Here is a 19,290-nt window from a genome sequence, read left to right as displayed (position 1 = left end):
CCTCATTCGTGGTCGTCGGTTGAACCGGACGACCACCAGATGCCGGTGGCCGGGGCACGCTGACAGGACGGGGACGTGACGTGTGCCACGGCGCCGAGGTGTCAGAAACCGGCCGGGCCCGGTGTCTGGTGAGAGACACCCGCGAGAGGGAACAGGAGTCGTCCATGTCCGCCACGGAGGCGTTCGTCGCCCACCGGAACCTGCTCTTCACCGTCGCCTACGAGATGCTCGGCTCGGCCGCCGACGCGGAGGACGTCCTCCAGGAGACCTGGCTGCGCTGGTCGGGCGTCGACCTCGGGACCGTGGAGAACCCGCGCGCGTACCTGGTCCGCATCACCACCCGGCAGGCGCTCGGCAGGTTGCGCACGCTCGGCCGCCGCAAGGAGTCCTACGTCGGCCCTTGGCTGCCCGAACCGCTGCTCACCACGCCCGACGTGGCCGAAGACGTCGAGCTGGCCGACAGCGTCTCGATGGCGATGCTGCTGGTGCTGGAGACCCTCACCCCGACCGAGCGCGCCGTGTTCGTGCTGCGCGAGGTGTTCGACGTGGGCTACGGCGAGATCGCCGAAGCCGTCGGCAAGACCCCGGCCGCGGTCCACCAGATCGCGCACCGGGCGCGGGCGCACGTCGCCGCCCGGCGGCCGCGGGGCGCGACGTCCCCGGCCGAGACCCGTGGCGTGCTCGACGCCTTCCACCGGGCGGTCCGGACGGGGGACCTGCAGGGACTGCTCGACGTCCTCGCCCCCGACGTCGTCTTCCTCGGCGACGGCGGGGGAGTGGTGCAGGCCGTGCTGGAACCCGTGGTGGGCGCCTCGCTGGTCGCGCCGCTGCTCGCCGCGAGCCGCCCGGCCCGCGACGACACCGCGACGATGCGGACGGTGCAGGTCAACGGCCACCCCGCGCTGATCCTCCGGTTCGGCGGCGAGGTCGACACCGTCATCGCGCTGCGCGTCGACGACGGGCTCATCACCGGGCTCTACGCGGTGCGCAACCCTGAGAAGTTGTCACGCATGGAAGAGGAGACCGCGCTGCGCCGCTGACCCAGGCCGTCTTCACCCAGGGTCACCGGGTGGTGAACCCGAAAGGTCGCGGACATCACAGTCAGGGGGATCCCTGAATTCCGTCGGGGTCGCCTGGAACGCGGGACGCCGACCTGACACGATGGAACTCAACGCCGGGGTCGGGACGTTGCAACATCACAGAGGGGACGCCCCACCTCGAGGTAACAGCCCGTGGGATGCGAGAAGGCAGGCGGAGGAGATGGCCAACCCGTTCGTGAAGTTCTGGAAGTACATGATGGCGGCGTTCTCGTCGAAGATCGACGAGCACGCTGACCCGAAGGTACAGATCCAGCAGGCCATCGAGGAGGCGCAGCGCAATCACCAGGCGCTGACCCAGCAGGCCGCCTCGGTGATCGGTAACCAGCGTCAGCTGGAGATGAAGCTGAACCGCCAGCTCGGTGACGTGGAGAAGCTGCAGGCTTCGACCCGCCAGGCGCTGGTGCTCGCCGACGAGGCGCGTGCCAAGGGCGATGAGCAGAAGGCGACAGAGTTCGAGAACGCGGCGGAGAGCTTCGCCGCGCAGCTCGTCACCGCCGAGCAGAGCATCGAGGACCTGAAGACCCTGCACGACCAGTCGCTTCAGGCTGCGGAGCAGGCGAAGAAGGCCGTCGAGCGCAACGCGACCATGCTGCAGCAGAAGCTGGCCGAGCGCACCAAGCTGCTCTCGCAGCTGGAGCAGGCGAAGATGCAGGAGCAGGTCTCCGCTTCGCTGAACCAGATGAGCCAGCTGGCCGCGCCGGGCAACACCCCGTCGCTGGAGGACGTTCGCGACAAGATCGAGAAGCGCTACACCACGGCGCTCGGCTCGGCCGAACTCGCTCAGAACTCCGTCCAGGGCCGGATGATGGAGGTCCAGGCCTCCACGACGCAGCTCGCGGGACACTCGCGACTGGAGCAGATCCGCGCGTCCATGAAGGGTGACTCCGTCGCTCAGGTGACCGACGGCAAGACCGCCGCCGCGCCGAAGGCGTCGAGCGGTGCGGACATCCAGCGTGAGATCCAGGCACGGGTTCAGGCCGAACAGGGCAAGAACCCCGCCTGACATACCTTGAGCCGGTCCCGTACCCCCCGCGGGTACGGGACCGGTCTCACCGACCAGAGGGGCGAGGGCAATGGGGCAGGGCAGGCGCAAGGACTTCGGGGAGTTCACCGCCAAGCTTGAGAAGCACATCGAGAAGCTTCCCGACTACGCCCAGCGCGCGCAGGAGAAGCTGCAGCGCTACATCCCGCCCTCCGAGCAGGGTTCTTCGCGGCCTTCTCCGCCGCCGCGGCCGCGTCCTCAGATGCCGCAGATGCCTGCCATGCCGAAGATCTCGCAGCAGCTGACTTCGATGGCGTCGGGGCAGATCCCGGTGGTCGCCGAGGCGAAGGCCAAGTGGGCCCGCTGGAACGAGCCCGCCGCCAAACTGGAGAGACAGAAGCGCCGCACTTCCCGTGCGCTGACCTTCTGGATCCTCCTCACCATCCTTTGTGGACTGTACGCGTTCGTCGCGGGCGCAGGCCTGCTGAAAGCGGGCCAGGCTGACGTCCTCCAGGCCATCGCGGGCGGCGCGTTCACCGTCATCTTCGGCACCTTCGGGGTCAAGTCGGGGTTGCGGCTGCGGGCGCTCAAGCGCACCGTCCTGCCCGCCGCGCCCGCGGCTCCGCCGCCGCTGCCCCCGGCGCGCTCCGTCGCGCGGGAGCCAATGGAGCGCCTCGCCGAGAGCGAGGCTTCGCTGGCGGAGCTCCTTCGGCAGCTTTCGCAGCCGACGTCACTCGGCACCATGCCGGTGTCGGAGATCGCCGTGGCGGACGCTCGGACCACCGCTTCCGAAGCGGCGCAGGCCCTGCGCGGCCTCGCGGGCCGCATCCAGGCCATCGAACGCGGGCGTGACGCCGCGCCCGAGCGGGAACGAGGGGCCCTCGACGCCGCCGTCAAGCAACTGCGCGAGCAGCTCGACGACGGCCTCGATGGCTATGGCGGTCTCGTCGCGGCCGCCGGGCACACCGTCGCCGCGAGCTCGGACGGCATGACGTCGTCCAAAGAATCGCTCTCCGACGCGACCGACAAGCTCGCCGGCCTCGCCATGGCCCTGCGCGAACTTTCCTGAACCCGTATCTCGCGAGATCCGCCTACAATCACGTGAGTTCCGCCTTCAAGCACGCGAGATCGGTCTTGGAGCACGCGGGCTGAGCGGCCGCTTTCCTGGACAATCGTCTCATTCGTCGTCGCTAATACTCCATTGCGTAACGACTCGCTCACTGGGTGATACCGAAACGCTCGCGTAACCCGAAACCGCTGGTGACGGCACCCCGCGATGCCTAACGTCTCTGTCATGCACGCAGTGCTTCTCCCAGCTCGGGCCTGAACCCAGCCCGCGTGAGCGGGCGTCCCAGGGTGGCGGACCGGACACAGTGGATCTCGCGCAGTGGTCTTTCTCGTCCCCCCACCGAGGAAAGGACGCCCAGTGACGACGCTCCCCCCTGAACCAGAGCCGATCCCCGTTCCGCCTCCCAGCGCCTACCAACGCGCCATCGCGGCCTACGACCGGATCGCCGAGGTCGACCGGCCCGATGTCTGGATCACCCTCCGCCCCGTGGAAGACGCCCTCGTGGAAGCGAAGGCCGTCGACGAACGCGTACGCGCGGGCGCGGACCTGCCGCTCGCCGGAATCCTGGTGGCGGTCGCCGACGTCATCGACGTCGCCGGTCTTCCCCTGACGGGGGAGGAGGCCCGCGAGGTCGGCGCCACCGCCGTGACCCGGCTGACCGCGGCCGGGGCGGTGGTGATCGGCAAGACCAACTGCGACCGGTTCGGCAGCGACCTCGAGCACACCCGCAGCCCGTACGGCCCCGTGAGCGCCGCACTGAACACCGCCAAGGTCTCCGGGAGCGCGAGCAGCGGCGCGGCCGTCGCCGTCGCGCTCGGCCTCGTCGATCTCGCGGTGGGCACCGACACGGCGGGAGCGGGCCGGATACCCGCGTCGCTCAACGGGATCGTGGGGCTGAAGCCGACACTCGGCCTCGTGCCCAAGACCGGTGCCGCACCGTGCGGCGGGATCGCCGTGTTCGCGCGCAGTCTCACCCTGGGCCAGCGCGCGCTGGGGCTGATGACCGGTCCCGACGGAACAGACCCGCTCGCCCGCGACTGGCCACCCGACGTCCGGCTTTCGGCGGGGGATCGGCCGAAAGTGGCGATCCCCGGCTCCGAAACACTCACCGGCCTGTCGCTGCAGTCACGAGCCGCTTTCCTCGGCGCCGTCTCGGCGCTGCGGGCGTCCGGGGCGTTCGTGGAGACGGTGGAGGTCTCGGCACTGCTGTCGGTGGGTGAGCTGATCCACGACGACGGTTTCACCGCCGACAGGCAGCGCGTCGCCGAGGCCGGGATGCTCGCGCTCCGGATGCTGTCCGAGTACGACGCCCTGGTCCTGCCGACCGTCGCGGATCATCCCGAGGTCTCCGAGGCGCTGTCCGATCCGGACGGTGTCGCGAGACGGCTGGAGCGGTTCACGGCGTTCGTCAACCTGCTCGACCTCGCCGCGGTCACGGTGCCGTCGTCACCGTCGGATCTCGGGCCGTACGGGGTGTCGGTGGTGGTGCGGCCGTTCGACGACCAGGTCGCCATCGACCTCGCCGCCGTGCTCACCGACGAACAGGCCGATTTCCCTTATCCCGCACCGGGTGCGGATCTCGTGGTGTTCGGCGCGCATCTGCGCGGGCAGCCGTTGAACGAGCATCTGGTCACCGCGGGGGCGCGCTTCGGCGGGCTGGTCCAGACCGGCGAGGGCTATCGGATGCTGTTGCTGCCCACCGAGCCACCCCAGCCGGGCGTGGTACCGGTGAGCGCCACGGGCGAGCACACGATGCTTTCGGGTGAACGCTGGCGGCTCTCACCCGCCGCCCTCGGCGCCTTCGCGGCCACGCTGCCCGCCCCGTTCGTCCTCGGCCGGATCCGCCTGGAGAACGGGGAGACGCCACTCGCCGTCCTTTGTGACCAGGCGGCCACGGCGACGGCGCCGGAGCTGACGCGATACCGGTGCTGGCGGGCCTACCTGCGGTTCGTCAGTACGGCCGGGCCGCGAGACCTCGGGCGACCCGCTTGACCAGACCGGGACCGTGCAGGGCGAAACCGGTGTAGAGCTGGACGAGACCGGCACCGGCGTCGAGCATCCGGGCGGCGGCGCCGGCGTCGAAGATCCCGCCGACGCCGATGATCGGCAGCTTGCCGCCGGTTTCGTCGTGCACGAACCGCACCACCTCGACCGAGCGCGCGGTGAGCGGGCGGCCGGAAAGCCCGCCGGCCTGCTCGCCGACCGAGGCTTCGGTCGGAGCGATCCCTTCGCGGGACAGCGTCGTGTTGGTCGCGATCAGCCCGGCGACACCGTGGTCGAGGCAGACCGCCAGCAGTTCCGCGAGCGCCTCGTCGGTGAGATCGGGGGCGACCTTGACCAGCACCGGAGTCGGTTTCGCTTCGCCCGCGAGTTCGGCCGAGGTCTTCCGCAGTTCGGCGAGCAGTTCCGCCAGCGCGGACTTGTCCTGCAGTGCCCGCAGCCCCGGCGTGTTCGGCGAACTGACGTTGATCGCGAAGTAGTCGGCGTACGGGTACAGCGCCCGCAGCGAGAAGCGGTAGTCCTCGACGGCCTCGTCGAGCGGCGTCACCTTGGACTTGCCGATGCTGACCCCGAGCGGCACCGGCGGCTTCCCGCTCGCGGCGAGGCGGGCGGCGAGCGCTTCCGCGCCTTCGTTGTTGAAGCCCATCCGGTTGATCACGGCGTCGGTCTCGGCGAGGGTGAACAGCCGCGGCTTGTCGTTGCCCGGCTGCGGATGCCGGGTGACGGTGCCGACCTCGACGAAGCCGAAGCCGAGCGCGGGCCACGCGTGCAGCGCGCGGCCGTTCTTGTCCATCCCGGCGGCGAGGCCGACCCGGTTCGGGAAGCGGAGACCGAGGAAGGTGACCGGATCGTCCGTCCGGTAGACGCGGCCGAGCGCACCGAGCGCGGGGGACACCCGGCTCAGCCTGGCGAGCGTGCCGATGGTGCGTTCGTGCACGGTTTCGGGGTCGCTGCCGGAGACCCGGTACAGCGCGGGGCGGACGATCTTGTCGAAGAACACGCGCCCATCATGCCTGGTGAGCTCTAGCGGCTCGCCTTCCACTCGTCCTCGAGCATGGCGAAGACGAGTTCGTCACACCACTCGCCCTTCACGATCTCGTTCTGCCGCAGATGCGCTTCCTTCTTCATGCCGAGGCGTTCCATCAGCGCGGCCGACGCGGTGTTGCGTCCGTCACAGCGACCGATGATCCGGTGCAGGCCCAGTTCTTCGAAGCCGAGCCGCAGCAGTTCGGTGGCGGCCTCCGCGGCGAACCCCTTGCCGTGGTGGTCGGGGTGGAAGACGAAGCCGATCTCGCCCTGGCGGTGCTCGCTGCTGAGGTACTCGAGGTTCAGGTCGCCGATCAGCCGCCCGGTCTCGGTGAGGGTCACGGCCACCGCGAGAAGCTGGCCTTCCTTCGACAGGGTGCTGCTGTGCACCCGTTTGGCGAGCGCTGCGGCGGATTCGGCCCGGCTGCGCGGACTCCAGTAGAGGTAGCGGGCGACGTCGGCGCGGGACTGGAAGGAGTTCAGTTCGTCGAGATCCGCCGACGTGAAGGCGCGGAGGGTCAGGCGCGGGGTGGTGATCGGGAAGTCGGGCCTCAACATGGCGTCAGGCTATCCACTCTGCGAGGTTCCGTGGCGGGAACAGCGGCGGGCGGTTCTCCGGGGCGGTGGGTGGTCCTTCCGGCCTCTCGGAAGGGAAATAAGGGTACCCCCGAGGCGGCTCCCGGACGCCGGAATCGGCGGCCGGGCCCGAGCCGGACCGGTGCTCGGGAACCTCGGGGGCCCGGTGACTGCCTGGTATTCGCTATCAGGCATCACGCGAAGCAGAGATGACGAGCCGAAGGTGGCTCCAACTTGCGTTGTATCGCTGCTCGGAAGTCCTACGCGTGCCGTCCGCTAGCGGACAGTCACCTCACGAGTCCTGTTGGAATACAACTTTGGACCACCTCCTCTCTCGTGTACCGCCACGCTATGCGAGGGGTTCGTGGTCCTGCAACAAGATTTCGTCGATCTCCGCCAGCAGGCCGGTCTTGTCCGCCGACGGCAGAAAAGACGCTTCCACGGCGTTCGTCGCGAATCGGGCGATTTCGGCCGCGGTCAGGCCCAGGGTTTCGGCGACCGCCAGGTACTCGCCGTCGAGGGTGGTCCCGAACATCGGCGGGTCGTCGGTGTTGAGCGTGACCACCACGCCATGGTCGAGCAGCCGCCGCACGGGATGCGCCTCGATCGACCTGAACTGTCCTGTTCGGACATTCGACGTCGGGCAGACCTCCAGCGGGATCCGTTGTACGGCAAGGTATTCCAGCAGCGCCGGATCGGTGTGCGCGCCGACGCCGTGCCCGATCCGCTCGGCGCCGAGATCGTGCACCGCCGACCATACGGTGGCGGGCCCGGTGGTCTCGCCCGCGTGCGGGACGCTGCGCAGCCCCGCCTCCCTGGCCGTGGTGAAGAACGGGGCGAACTGCGCGCGGCCGACGCCGACCTCGGGACCGCCGAGCCCGAAGGACACCAGGCCCTCGGGGCGTTCACGGAGCGCGAACACGACCGTCTCGCGCCCGGCGACGACCCCCTTCTCGCCGGGAATGTCGAAGCACCAGGCCAGTTCCACTCCGTGGTCCGCCCGCGCCGCCGCCCGCCCGGTGGCGAGACCGGTGAGGAGATCGTCCGTGGACATGCCGTCGAGAACGTGGTTGTACGGCGTCACGGTCACTTCGGCGTAGCGGGCGTTCTGTGCGGCCAGGTCGGCCGCCAGCCCGGTGACGAGGGTGTGGATGTCGCGGGCGTCGCGCACCAGCGACGTCACCGCCAGGTAGTTGCGGAGGAAATGCGGGAAATCGCGGAAGGTGAAGAACTCGGCGAGTTCCGCGGGCTCGGTCGGCACCCCCGCGGACGGGCGGCGGCGCGCCAGTTCCAGCACCGTGGGCAGGCTCGCCGAACCGACGAGGTGGACATGGAGTTCGACCTTGGGCAGGGCGTGCACGAACGCGCGCAGCGCCTCGCCCGTGAGGATTCCGGGCATGACAAAGCTCCCTGGGACAAAGAAGAGAAGGGTGACGTGCGGAGGGAGCGGGCGGCTCAGGGAGCGAGGTCGCCGCGTTCGGTGTCGGCCCCGTAGAGCGGGAGCTTGAACAGCGTCACGGGACCCAGCTTACCGGTCCGGGCGGGGTCCCGGCTGGCAATTCGGGCAGAACCAGGTGGGCCGCTGCTGGTATCCGGTGCCCTGCTGGAGCACCTCCACCTTGCCGCCGCAGCGGAAGCAGCCCTGCCGGGTCCGCTCGTAGACCCACTGGCGCCTGCCTCGGCGCGGGTCGCCGGTGGTGATCTGCTCATGCCGCCAGGCGTTGGCCACCAGCAGCTTCCGGCCGAGCGCGACGGCCTTCGCCGGGTCCACTTCGGACACCGGCGTCCACGGGGAGACCTTGAGCAGGAAGCAGATCTCGACCTTGTACAGGTTCCCGACGCCCGCCATGATCCGCTGATCCAGCAGGGCGTCGCCCAGTTCGCGAGCCGGGTCCGCGGCCAGCGCCGCGGCGGCGCGTTCCGCGAGTTCGTCCGTCCACTGTGGATCGAGCAGATCCGGGCCGAGATGGCCGACCAGGCGGTCTTCTTCGTCGGTGGGCACGAGTTCGAGGTCGTGCACGCGGAAGCCGATCGCCTGCAGGTCCTCGGTGGCGAGGATGACCCGCGCCTGATGCGCCGGGCTGTGCCAGCGCGCGCCCGTCCGGTAGACGTCCCATTTGCCGTCCATGCGCAGGTGACTGTGCAGGGTGAGATCGCCGGAGAACCGCGTCAGCAGATGTTTGCCGACCGTGCCGACGCCGAGGACGTCACGTCCGGAGAGATCCGTCGTCGCCAGCTGAGGGACCCGGAACTCGCCCCTGACGAGGGTTTTCCCGGCCAGTGCCTTGTCCAGGACCTTGCCGGCGAGGAAGACGGTGTCGCCTTCGGGCATCGGCGCCTACCCCGTGCCGGTGTCGCTCAGCTTGGCGGACTCTTCGGTCGTCTCGGGCTCTTCGTCGCCGCGGACGCGATGCCGTCCGGCCCGGCTGGAGCGGAGGACCTTCGCCAGCACCATGTTGAAAGTGAGCGCGATCTCCTGCGCGCCGGGGGAGTGCCACTCGTGGATCGGGCTGCACGCGCCCTGCGCCTGCTGCACCGCGAGCCTGTCCGGGATGGCCGTCGGCATCACCAGCGGGCCGAAGTTCTCCCGCAGCTCCGCCACCCGGAACTGATGCTCGTAGGAGCGCACGCGGAGCTTGTTGACCACGACGCCGATCGGCCGCAGCCCCGGATTCTGCTCCTCGCGGATCTTTTCGATCGCGTCGAGCGCGCGGCGGGCGCCGGAGACGGCGTACATCGTCGGCTCGGTGACGATCAGGGCGCTGTCCGCGGCCACCAGCGCCGACCGGGTCAGCCTGCCGAGTGACGGCGGGCAGTCGAGGATCACCAGTTCGTAGGGTTCCTCGCGCAACGGGTTCGTGTGCAGTTCGTCGAGCGCGCGGGAGAGGTTCTCCAGGCGGCGGCTGTCGGCGTCGGGCTCGTTGAGCATCTCCAGCTCTTCGGCGCCGACGAGGACGTCGATCTGGTCGCTCCACACGCTGGGCGCGATCGCGCGTTCGAGGACCGACCGCACCGGCGTCTCCAGGACGTCGGCCAGCGTGCGGTCGGTGAAAGGCGGGTCCAGCGAGGTCGTGGCGTTGCCTTGCGGGTCGAGGTCGGCCACGAGAGTCCGGGCGCCCCTACGCAGCGCGGCGGACGCGACACCGAGGGCTACCGTCGTTTTACCGACGCCACCCTTCAGGCTGAGAACAGCGACCGTGTGCACTCGATACAGCCTACGGGCAGTCGGCGGGGTGGCTCCTTGGCAAGGTGTCGAACACCGCATCGGACTACACCCGGCGGCGTCCGGAAGGCGGGCATTACCCTGTGCGTTTATGAAGACGGACACCGTGGCCACGCGGGGATCGGGGGCGGTTCGCCGGGTTCTCGAAGCAGAACTCCGGGCCGCACGGGCGCGAGGCGCACAGCAGCCGGACGTCGTCGACGTCGGCGGCGGCAGCGGCGGCTGGGCGGTGCCGCTGGCGTCGGCCGGCTGCCTGGTGACCGTGGTCGAACCGAACCCCAACGCCCTCGCGACCCTGCGTCGCCGCGCCGAGGAAGAGGGCGTCTCCGGCAGCATCACCGCGATCGCCGACGACTCCGACGCGCTCGGAGCGCACGTCGCGGCCGGATCGGCGGACCTCGTCCTCGCGCACGGGCTGCTCGAAGTCGTCGACGATCCGGCGCGGGTGCTCGCCGCGCTGGCCGCCGCGGTCAAACCCGGTGGCGCGGTCTCGGTGCTGGTGGCGAACCGTCACGCCGCGATCCTGCAGCGGGCGCTGGCCGGACGGCTCGGCGAGGCGCGGGAACTGCTCGCGGCCGAGAGCGGCGTGCTGGGCGGCGGCCGGGAGACCGTGCTGCGCCGCTTCGACGCCGAGGCCCTCCGCGCGCAGCTAGTTGCGGTAGGGCTCGAGGTGGCCTCGCTGCAGGGCGACGGCGTCGTGGCGGACTTCGTGCCCGGCGGGGTGCGGGAAGAGGACCTGGCCGAGTTCGAGCTGGCGGCCGCGTCCGTGTCGCCGCTGCGCGACATCTCCAGCCGGCTGCACGTCCTGGCGCGCCGACCCGCCTGACCGCGCCGCAGCACGGGACTCCCGTGCCCGGACACGGGACACGCGTGATCGGAGCCGGAACTCATGTGATTGGAGCCGGAACACGCGGGAAGGCGGAGTCGGCATCGTGTTCCGGTTCCGGACACGCGAGTCACGGCTTTGATCACGCGAGTTCCGGGCCGGCGCACGCGAGTTCGGTCACACGAGCACGCCGCGGCCGGAATTGTCGGTGGTCCGGGCTAGCTTTCGCACGTGGGACGAAACGCTGAGCTGCCGGGAGGGATGGCCCGGTACCGGGTGACCACCGGGGCCACCACTTGGCCGGACGACACCGGATGCGGCCTGCTGCACGTCGACATGGACGCCTTCTTCGTGTCCTGTGAGCTGCGCACGCGTCCGGAACTGGAGGGCAAGCCGGTGGTCGTGTCCGGCGGCGGCCCGAGGTCGGTCGTCGCGGCCGCGAGCTACGCGGCGCGCGAGTTCGGCGTCCGGTCGGCCATGCCGTTCTCGACGGCCAAACGGCTCTGCCCGCAGCTGATCTGCATCACGCCGACACCCGGTCTCTACGGCGAGGTGTCCCAGGGGGTCATGGGGATCTTCCGTGAGCTGACGCCTCTGGTGGAGCCGCTGAGCCTGGACGAAGCCTTCCTGGACGTCAGTGGCGCGCTCAAACGGCTGGACTCCTCGCCCGCGCGGCTCGGCGCCTGGATCCGGGAGCGGGTGGCCGCCGACTTCGGGATCAGCTGCTCGGTCGGCGTCGCGAAGGTCAAGTTCGTCGCCAAGCTGGCGTCCGGGATGGCGAAACCGGACGGCATGGTCGTCGTCCCGGCGGCCGAGACGCTCGCGTTCCTGCACCCGCTGCCGGTGTCGGCGCTGTGGGGCGTCGGCAAGCGCACCGAGGAGCATCTGCGGCAACTGGGCCTCGACACCGTCGCCGACATCGCCACCGCACCACTGGCCCGGCTGCGGCGCTCGCTGGGCCGGGCGCTGGGGGAGCACCTGTGGGCGCTCGCGAACGGGCACGACGAACGCGAGGTGGTCCCGGAGACCCCGGACAAGTCGGTCGGCGCCGAAGTGACCTTCGACGTCGACCTCCACGACCGCTCGGCGCTCGGGCTGGAGCTGCTCCGGCTGTCGGAACGCGTCGCCGCCACCCTGCGCCGCCGGGGGCTGCGCGGACGGACGGTGTCGATCAAGGTCCGGTTCGCGGATTTCAAGACCATCACCCGCGCCAGGACAACCGCCGTACCGGTGGATGTGGCCCGCGACATCCACCGCACCGCCGTCGAACTCCTCGCCGAGCACGCGCCGGCGGGCGCAGTCCGCCTGATCGGCGTAAGAGTCGAGGGCTTGGACACGGAGAGTAGTGGAGAACAGCTGCTTTTCGACTCACCCGAACCCCGTTGGCGGGATGCGGAAGTGGCCGCCGACGTCGCGAGGTCGAAGTTCGGCGCCGCCGCGGTGCGGCCCGCGTCACTGCTGACCCCCCGTGACCAGTGACATTGCCTGCTCAACCGTCTTCGAGAGAGCCGAGTCGGGTGGTTTCGCCCAATTCGATCCCTTCCGGATACGGGATCGGGTAGTCGGACGAGCGCGGGGCTCGTATCCTGGACAGAGACACCCCGCCTGGGGTTGTCTGTTGGGTCCATGACGTTGCGCGGCCCGGCGCCCGCGACAGCTGTGCCGGAGGAGGAAAGATGCCACTCTCCGAGCATGAGCAGCGGCTGCTCGATCAGATCGAGCGCGAGCTCTATGCCGAGGACCCCAAGTTCGCATCCACGGTGCGAGGCACCCGGTTGCGCCGCCCCGCCCGCCGACGGCGTTTGCAGGGCATCGCCCTGTTCGTAGTGGGCGTCGCACTGTTGGTGCTCGGCGTGGTGGTCAACATCCGGGTGGCCGAGATCCCAGTGATCAGCGTGCTCGGGTTCCTCGTGATGTTCTTCGGAGTCATGATGGCCGTCACGTCGATTCGGCACGGAGCCGAATCGGAAGGCGGTAAGGACAGCGGTGGACAGGGAGCGGGCGGAGGTGGCGGCGGTAAGGCGTCCCCACGCCGGAGCTCCTTCACCCAGCGCATGGAAGAGCGCTTCCGCCAGCGCTTCGAGGAGCAGTAGCTCTCACACACGCGAACATGCCGACAGGGCTCTGCCTTGTCGGCATGTTCGCGTTGTCGGGCTGGGTCTCGTCGCGTTCTCTTGACGGGTAAGGCGACCATGGCGTGTTCAGCCGCTCGCCTCTGCGCCTGGCTCGGTGTCGCGAAAGCCACTTTCGGGACATCTGGTGTCCCGAAAGTGGCTTTCGCGACACCTCCGCCGACTCCACGGGGCCGGGTCTCGTGAGTGGCAAGTGTCGTTTCTAACCGCCCTTGCCACTCACGACCACGAGACCGGACAGGCGCCGGCTACTTGTCCCGCCGCCGAAGCGACCGCGGGAACAGCCGTCCCTTCCAGGACATGGGCGCGTTCCGCTTCAGGCTCTTGCGGACCTCGTCGAAAGCCGGGCCCAGCGCCTGATCGTCCGCGGGCTTGTCCGAATACCAGGACGCCTCCACGACACCGATGACCGTCCGCAGCCCGGAGCGGCCCTCCTCGTCGAGACGATGCTTTTCGACGACCTTCCGGCCCGCCACGCGCACGGTGTCGCCATCGGAGAGCGGCAGGCCGCGGTCCGCGCATTCGTCCATCAGCTCGCGCCACGCCGCGTCGGCCGCGGCGGAGGAGTGGGACGCGATCTTCTGCAGCCGCAGCCGTCGTTTGATCTCCCGGATCGTCGTCGGCGTGCCCAGCCCGCCGAGGACGACCACCAGGGCCAGCGCGAACCACCACGACACCCACGCCGCCAGGAACGCGAACGCCACCACCCACAGCCCGATCGCGATCAGCGGCAGCCAGTTCGTCACGTTCTGGTTGTCGAGGAACCCGTGGTCCGGGGAAGGCGCCGAGCGCATCAGCGCCCGGTATCTCAATCGCGACCGCACGATCGCGACCACGGTCAGCGCGGCGGCCAGCCCGCCGAGGACGCCGGCGAGGATGGCGGGCCACAGCGGCTCTTCGTCCTGCTGGTTCCCGCTGCCGTCCGCGCCGGTGTCGGCGCCGGGGTCACGGGGCGTGCCGGTCGCGGGGGCGCTCGACGCGGGCGCGCTCGGCACTTCCTGCGTGTCGTTGGCCGAAGTGCTGCTGGGATCGGTCTGCAGGTACGGCGGGACGACCGCGCGGCCGTCGACCAGCGGGGTCGGGTCGAAGCTGACCCAGCCCTTCGTCTGGAAGTAGACCTCGACCCACGCGTGCGCGTCCTCGGAGCTGATCGAGAGGTGATCGCCCTTCGGGGTGCCGGAGGTGAAGCCGATGGCGACCCGCGACGGGATGCCGACCGACCGCAGCATCACGGCCATCGCGGACGCGAACTGCTCGCAGAACCCGCGTTTGCCGTTGAGGACGAAGTCGGCGAGCGCGTCGGAGTCGGTGGCTTCGGCGGTCTTGGTGTCGTAGACGAAGCCGTTCTGCGCGGTGAAGAACGACCAGATCGCCTGCGCCTTGTCGAAGTTGTTGGGCTCGTTCTCGGTCAGCTGCTTGGCTTTCGCGGCCACCCTGGGGTCGACGCGGTCGACCTGGACGAACTGCGGCGGCACCTCGGCCAGCTGGGCGTCGTCGTTCCGGAGTTCGTCCTTCGACGGCTCCTTGATCGCCGCGGTCTCGGTGTAGGCGGGCGCGCTCTGCTTGGTCGTAGTGAACACCGCACCGCCGACGGGGTCGTACAGCCAGTTGTCGGCCAGTCCGCCGATCGTCCGGGGCACCCCGTAGATCGGCAGCCAGTTGTCGACCCAGTTCGTCGGCTCGATCCGGATCTCGCGTCCGGGACCGGCACCGTCGTCGCCCTTGACGGGAGGAAGCGGCAGATTGGCCTGGACACCCTGCTGGGCGCGGCCGTTCTGCGCCAGGCCCCAGCCCTTGTTCGGGGTGTAGGTGTCGAGGGTGAACGCGCGCAGCAGCCGCTTGTCCGCGCCCATCCCGTAGACCTTGAACAGCTCCACGTTCTCGCCTTGGTCGAGCAGGCCGCGCAGCTGCGTGAACGGCTCGACACCGAAGCCGCCCGCCCCGCCGCGGCCGGATCCGTCGGCTCCGGGGAGCCTGCCGACCGTGCCGACACCGGTGACGGCCATGCCGATGACCAGGCCCATCGCGATCGCGGCGGCCACCACGCCGACCGGGGCGGACAGCGTGCTCGCCGAGTTGCCCAGTCCGGGCGCGTCCCGGTTGCGCCAGCGGCGATGCCGGTGATTGCCGTCGACGGCGAGCAGCCCGGCGAACGCGGCCGCGCTGAGCAGGAACGTCCACCACGGCAGAATGTCTTCGGCGATCGCGGCGGGCACGGCGTAGACGCACAGCAGCACCAGGCCGGTCGCGGCGGGCGCGGCGGCGGCCACGGCGAGCGTGTCGACCAGCACCGCGACCAGCCCGATCGCGATGGTGATCAGGCAGAGGATCGGCGGCGTGCCCTCGACCGGCGGCAGTCCGACGCGGATCTGCTCGGCCGCCGCGGCGAGCACGCCACGCAGTTCGTCGAGCGCGGCCGGGCCGGGGATGATCTTCAGGATCCCGCTGGTGGTGAACGCCCCTGTGATCAGGAACAGCAGTACCAGCAGCTGCGCCAGGCCGACGAGGACGGTCGGCGCGCGCAGCGACCGCAGGGCGAGCCCGGTGGAGGCGATCAGCACGACGGCGACCAGCAGGTAGCCGAACCACGCCCAGCCGGAGACGACACCGGTGAGCGATGTCGAGGCGAACAGCGTGGCGAGCCCGGCGGCGATCGGCGCGAGCACGCTGCTCGTCCAGACCGGCGGTGGCGCCGCGGGACGCGGCTGGGGGGTGTGCGGCCGGGGTGGCGCGGTCGCGGTCACAGGCCGCCTCCGATCAGCGTGCCCCGGCGGGTGGCGGTCTGGCAGAGCTCGGCCCAGACCTGCTGCATGGGCGAGCCGGGGCCGGCGACGACGACGCCCCAGCCCGCGGCGCGCAGCAGCGCCACCGACTCTTCGGTGGCGGCGGCGCGGTTCTCGGGCCGGTTGACGCCGGAGGACCAGCCGGGGGTGTCGAGCAGCACGGCGAGACTCCGGATCCCGCGCGGGCGGTACCGGGACAGCTCGTGCACGGATTCGTTGCTGACGGTGCCGAGCACCGCGATGAGTTCCTGTCCCTCGGCCGGATCGTGGCCGAGGGTGATGTCGCGCTGGTGCGCGGGCTGGAGCGCGGCGAGGACGTCGAGCACGATGTTGTCGTAGTGCTCGCCACCCTCGCCGGGGGTGTCGGCCAGGGTCTGGCCGTGTTCGGTGATCAGCCGGACGCGGTGACCGGAGCGGCGCAGATGCAGCGAGACGGAGGCGGCGAACGAAACCGCCCATTCGAGGCTCGCGGCGGGGCCGGTGCCGTGGTGCGCGGCCGCGCGGTGGTCCAGCAGCACCGTGGTGCCGCCACGCCACGGCCGCTCCTCGACGCGGACCATGATCTCGTCGCGGCGGGCGGTCGAGCGCCAGTGGACCTTCCGCAGGTCGTCGCCCTGGCGGTACTGCCGGACGATCACGTCCGCCTCGCCCTGTCCGGCGTGCAGGCGGATGCTGCCGTCGTCACCGGCGCCGATCCCGGCACCGCTGGGCAGGCCCCACAGGCCGACCACCTTCGGCACGACGACCAGCCGGGAATGCCCGATCAGCTCACGTTCGAACTCGCACAGCCCGAACGGGTCGGTGATCGTCGCCCGCAGCGGGCCGACCTGCTGGATCCCGCGCAGGACCGGCTGCAGCGGATACCGCAGCGCGACCCGCCGGTCGTGGGGCAGCCGTTCGACGACGAACCGCGGCCGCGAACCCAGCGCGTACGGCACGCCGTCTTCGAGCAGCACCTCGCCCGCCGGGAGCCTGCCGTTCCGCCAGAGTTCGAGCTGGACTTCGCCGGGCGAACCGACCGAGACCCGGTCCGGGCGCAGCGCGCGCGCCGCGCCCAGCTTCAGCCGGGTCGCCGAGATGAAGAAGGCGACCAGCAGGGGCAGGGCGACGACGAACACCGCGACCCGCAGCAGATCCCGCTCGTTGAGCACGAACGAGCACACCGCTGCGGCGACCCCGGCGGCGAGGAGGCAGCGGCCGCGTGTGGTCAGGCCTGACAGAGCACGCAGCATGGCTCCGGAATCCAATCAGCCGAGCGAAGCTCACCCGTCGAGGGCGGTGGTGGGGGCATGGATGGACCTTTGCTCAGCGGTGGTTCGTGCCCGTGGAGCCCTGTGGAACGGGAACACGGTGCAGGATCGCGCGGACCACGTCGGTGGCCGACCGGCGAGCGGCGGCCGCCTCGGTGGTGAGCACCATGCGGTGCGCCAGCACCGGGACCGCGACCGTGTGCAGGTCGTCCGGGACGACGAACTCGCGGCCGGAGAGCGCGGCCTGCGCCCTGGCCGCGCGGACCAGCTGCAGGGTCGCCCGCGGCGAGGCGCCGAGCCGGATCTCCGGTACCTGCCGGGTCGCGGAAACCAGATCGACGGCGTACCGGCGGACCTCCGGCGACATGTGCACCGAACGCACCGTCTCGATCAGCCGCTGCACCGACTCGCGGTCGGAGACGGGTTCGAGATCGGCCAGCGGGTTGTGCCCGGCGTGCTCGTCGACCATGGCCAGTTCGGCCTGCTGGTCGGGGTAGCCGATGGACACCCGCGCGGTGAACCGGTCCCGCTGGGCTTCGGGCAGCGCGTAGGTGCCCTCCATCTCGATCGGGTTCTGGGTGGCGATCACCATGAACGGCTCTTCGAGGTGATACGTCGAGGTGTCGACGGTGACCTGGTGCTCTTCCATGCATTCGAGCAGGGCCGACTGCGTCTTCGGCGAGGCGCGGTTGATCTCGTCGCCGACCACGATGTTCGCGAACACCGGGCCGGGCCGGAACTCGAACCCGCCGCTCTGCCGGTTGTAGATGGACACCCCGGTGACGTCGCTGGGCAGCAGGTCGGGGGTGAACTGGATCCGGCTCACGGTGCAGTCGATCGAGCGGGCCAGCGCCTTCGCCAGCGAGGTCTTGCCGACTCCGGGGACGTCTTCGACGAGGAGATGGCCTTCGGCGAGCAGGGTCACGAGCGCGATGCGGATGACGTCGGGTTTGCCGACCAGTACCCGCTCCACGTTGGCGGCGATCCGCCGCGCCGTCTCGTGCAGTTCGTCGAGCGACGCCCTGCCGTCACGACCGTTCTGCCGGCCGCTGACCGAGCCTGCGGCCGTGGGGTACGGCGCTTGCCCGGTTGCCTGCTCGCCCTGCTGTTCGCCGGGCGTCGCAGACTGGATTCTCGACGTCACTCGACCTCCTGATGCCGCGTGGCTGGATGTCCGCTGGTGTCTGCTGAAGGGCCAGCTTTCAGTCCCCGAGTAGTCCCCTGGGCAGCGGTCAGCCTCCCACGAAGTGTGTCAAACTCGGGCGAACTCGTGGGGGGAACCCCGCCAACCCCAGTCGATGACTCTGTGCAACCGGAGAGCTTACCTCGAACGGGTGAGTTGAGCGCGTTTTCAGGTGCTCCCGCTGACACCGGGTTTTGTCGTATGCTCCGTTGCGAGGTCGCTCGACTACGGAGAGGCGTAATCGCATATGAGCGAGGTGAGTACCGCCAAACCCCGGTTCGATCTGAGCGGATTCGCGGTCGCCCCGGAGCTGGCGTCGGACGCCCACGTGAAGATCTCCGCCCTGCAGGACGTGGTCGGCCAGATGGTCCGCGAGGCCAAGGTCCTCGGCCGCACGGTTCCCCTCGGCGGGGGATACGCGGACGAGGTCGGCAGGTTCATGGCGCAGTACGGGATCGGGGCCGACGGCTCCGCGGTCGAGGCGCTCACCGCGTTCGGCAGGGAACTCGAGGCGCTCAAGAACCGGATCGAGAAGGCGCTGGCCCGGTACACCCGACAGGATGAACAAGCGGCGGCGGACGTGGACTGTGTCGGCGGCTGACCCCATGCGCTCACGCCTCCCTCTCGTCGCCCTCTTCGTCCTTACAGTGTCCGCTTGCGGGCAAGGGGCCGCAGGCCAGGCGCGGATTCCGGCCGCGGACGACGGTGGGGGCCCGGCTTCCTCGTCTTCAGCGCCCGCGCCGGACGGCGGAGTGGATCCGTGCTCGCTGCTCGACCCGCAGGACCGGTCGACGGCCGGGGTGAACGTGCTCGGCGTGCCGAAGGAGATCAACGGCGCCCGCGCCTGCGACTGGACGGTGCCCGCGACCTTCGGCGTCACCATCACGGTGGACGAGCGGAACGGGCTGAAAGACCTCGAGGTCGCGCGTAAGACCGCCACGAAGACCAAGGTCGGTGACCGCGAAGCGCTCAAGGTCGCCGACAAGAAGGCCGCCGACGGAACCTGCGCGGTCCTGCTCGGCATGGGGGAGAAGGCGAGCGTCCAGATCGACGTGAGCAACACGAACTTCACCGACACCCCGCTCGCCTGCGAGCGCGCGGTGAAGGTGGCGGGACTGGCCGAACCCAAACTGCCTTAG

Annotated in this window: 17 protein-coding genes; 9 read left to right on the top strand and 8 right to left on the bottom strand. The window is 70.2% G+C overall.

The window, feature by feature from the left end:
* The first annotated feature begins 164 nt into the window (after positions 1–164).
* From AMYAL_RS0144075 to AMYAL_RS0144060, 4 genes are all read left to right on the top strand, one after another.
* The gene (locus tag AMYAL_RS0144075; protein WP_020637706.1) at positions 165–1,040 is read left to right on the top strand and encodes an RNA polymerase sigma-70 factor; all 876 of its coding nucleotides are present in this window, start codon (positions 165–167) and stop codon (positions 1,038–1,040) included.
* A gap of 220 nt (positions 1,041–1,260) precedes the next feature.
* Positions 1,261–2,103, top strand: a complete 843-nt coding sequence (locus tag AMYAL_RS0144070) for a PspA/IM30 family protein (protein ID WP_020637705.1) — start codon at positions 1,261–1,263, stop codon at positions 2,101–2,103.
* Positions 2,104–2,173: 70 nt separating this feature from the next.
* On the top strand, positions 2,174–3,151 hold the full coding sequence (gene pspM, locus AMYAL_RS0144065; protein WP_020637704.1) for a phage shock envelope stress response protein PspM: 978 nt from the start codon (positions 2,174–2,176) through the stop codon (positions 3,149–3,151).
* Positions 3,152–3,508: 357 nt separating this feature from the next.
* A complete protein-coding gene (locus AMYAL_RS0144060; protein ID WP_020637703.1) occupies positions 3,509–5,143 on the top strand; it encodes an amidase family protein in 1,635 nt (544 codons plus the stop codon).
* On the opposite strand, the gene AMYAL_RS0144055 is transcribed toward AMYAL_RS0144060, so the two are convergent.
* The 5 genes from AMYAL_RS0144055 to AMYAL_RS0144035 all read right to left on the bottom strand — a co-directional run bounded on the left by AMYAL_RS0144055 (position 5,103) and on the right by AMYAL_RS0144035 (position 9,959).
* The gene (locus tag AMYAL_RS0144055; protein ID WP_020637702.1) at positions 5,103–6,152 is read right to left on the bottom strand and encodes a quinone-dependent dihydroorotate dehydrogenase; all 1,050 of its coding nucleotides are present in this window, start codon (positions 6,150–6,152) and stop codon (positions 5,103–5,105) included. The two genes, AMYAL_RS0144060 and AMYAL_RS0144055, sit on opposite strands and share 41 nt — an antisense overlap.
* Positions 6,153–6,175: 23 nt before the next feature.
* Positions 6,176–6,736, bottom strand: coding sequence for a GNAT family N-acetyltransferase (locus AMYAL_RS0144050; protein ID WP_020637701.1), 561 nt, complete (start codon positions 6,734–6,736; stop codon positions 6,176–6,178).
* 367 nt (positions 6,737–7,103) lie between these two features.
* Positions 7,104–8,153 (bottom strand): adenosine deaminase, encoded by a 1,050-nt coding sequence (gene add / locus AMYAL_RS0144045; RefSeq protein WP_020637700.1) that lies wholly within the window; start codon positions 8,151–8,153, stop codon positions 7,104–7,106.
* A 129-nt stretch (positions 8,154–8,282) separates the two neighbouring features.
* On the bottom strand, positions 8,283–9,086 hold the full coding sequence (locus AMYAL_RS0144040; RefSeq protein WP_020637699.1) for a DNA-formamidopyrimidine glycosylase family protein: 804 nt from the start codon (positions 9,084–9,086) through the stop codon (positions 8,283–8,285).
* Positions 9,087–9,092: 6 nt separating this feature from the next.
* The gene (locus AMYAL_RS0144035) at positions 9,093–9,959 is read right to left on the bottom strand and encodes a ParA family protein (protein WP_026467961.1); all 867 of its coding nucleotides are present in this window, start codon (positions 9,957–9,959) and stop codon (positions 9,093–9,095) included.
* Positions 9,960–10,068: 109 nt separating this feature from the next.
* Between AMYAL_RS0144035 and AMYAL_RS0144030 the strand changes: the two genes are divergently transcribed.
* The 3 genes from AMYAL_RS0144030 to AMYAL_RS0144020 all read left to right on the top strand — a co-directional run bounded on the left by AMYAL_RS0144030 (position 10,069) and on the right by AMYAL_RS0144020 (position 12,896).
* Complete coding sequence (locus AMYAL_RS0144030) at positions 10,069–10,803, top strand: methyltransferase domain-containing protein (RefSeq protein ID WP_020637697.1); 735 nt, start codon at positions 10,069–10,071, stop codon at positions 10,801–10,803.
* A 261-nt stretch (positions 10,804–11,064) separates the two neighbouring features.
* Positions 11,065–12,282, top strand: coding sequence for a DNA polymerase IV (gene dinB, locus AMYAL_RS0144025; protein WP_020637696.1), 1,218 nt, complete (start codon positions 11,065–11,067; stop codon positions 12,280–12,282).
* Positions 12,283–12,479: 197 nt separating this feature from the next.
* Positions 12,480–12,896, top strand: a complete 417-nt coding sequence (locus AMYAL_RS0144020) for a DUF3040 domain-containing protein (protein ID WP_020637695.1) — start codon at positions 12,480–12,482, stop codon at positions 12,894–12,896.
* A gap of 287 nt (positions 12,897–13,183) precedes the next feature.
* Here the strand turns inward: AMYAL_RS0144020 and AMYAL_RS0144015 are convergent, their stop codons facing one another.
* From AMYAL_RS0144015 to AMYAL_RS0144005, 3 genes are all read right to left on the bottom strand, one after another.
* Positions 13,184–15,679, bottom strand: a complete 2,496-nt coding sequence (locus AMYAL_RS0144015) for a transglutaminase TgpA family protein (protein WP_026467960.1) — start codon at positions 15,677–15,679, stop codon at positions 13,184–13,186.
* Complete coding sequence (locus AMYAL_RS0144010; RefSeq protein ID WP_020637693.1) at positions 15,676–16,950, bottom strand: DUF58 domain-containing protein; 1,275 nt, start codon at positions 16,948–16,950, stop codon at positions 15,676–15,678. The genes AMYAL_RS0144015 and AMYAL_RS0144010 overlap by 4 nt, the downstream gene beginning before the upstream one ends.
* Before the next feature lie 73 nt (positions 16,951–17,023).
* Positions 17,024–18,112 (bottom strand): AAA family ATPase, encoded by a 1,089-nt coding sequence (locus AMYAL_RS0144005; RefSeq protein WP_020637692.1) that lies wholly within the window; start codon positions 18,110–18,112, stop codon positions 17,024–17,026.
* A 286-nt stretch (positions 18,113–18,398) separates the two neighbouring features.
* Between AMYAL_RS0144005 and AMYAL_RS0144000 the strand changes: the two genes are divergently transcribed.
* Positions 18,399–18,752: a hypothetical protein gene (locus tag AMYAL_RS0144000; protein WP_020637691.1), complete on the top strand. Its 354-nt coding sequence runs from the start codon at positions 18,399–18,401 to the stop codon at positions 18,750–18,752.
* Positions 18,712–19,290 carry a DUF3558 domain-containing protein gene (locus AMYAL_RS0143995; protein WP_342364867.1) on the top strand — a complete coding sequence of 193 codons (579 nt, stop codon included), beginning with the start codon at positions 18,712–18,714 and terminating at the stop codon, positions 19,288–19,290. Before AMYAL_RS0144000 ends, AMYAL_RS0143995 begins: the two co-directional genes overlap by 41 nt.

Origin of the sequence: Amycolatopsis alba DSM 44262 (genome assembly GCF_000384215.1) — a bacterium.
In the GTDB taxonomy this organism is placed as follows: domain Bacteria; phylum Actinomycetota; class Actinomycetes; order Mycobacteriales; family Pseudonocardiaceae; genus Amycolatopsis; species Amycolatopsis alba.
Note: the sequence above shows the minus strand (reverse complement) of the source record. Positions and strands in the feature narration are given on the sequence as shown.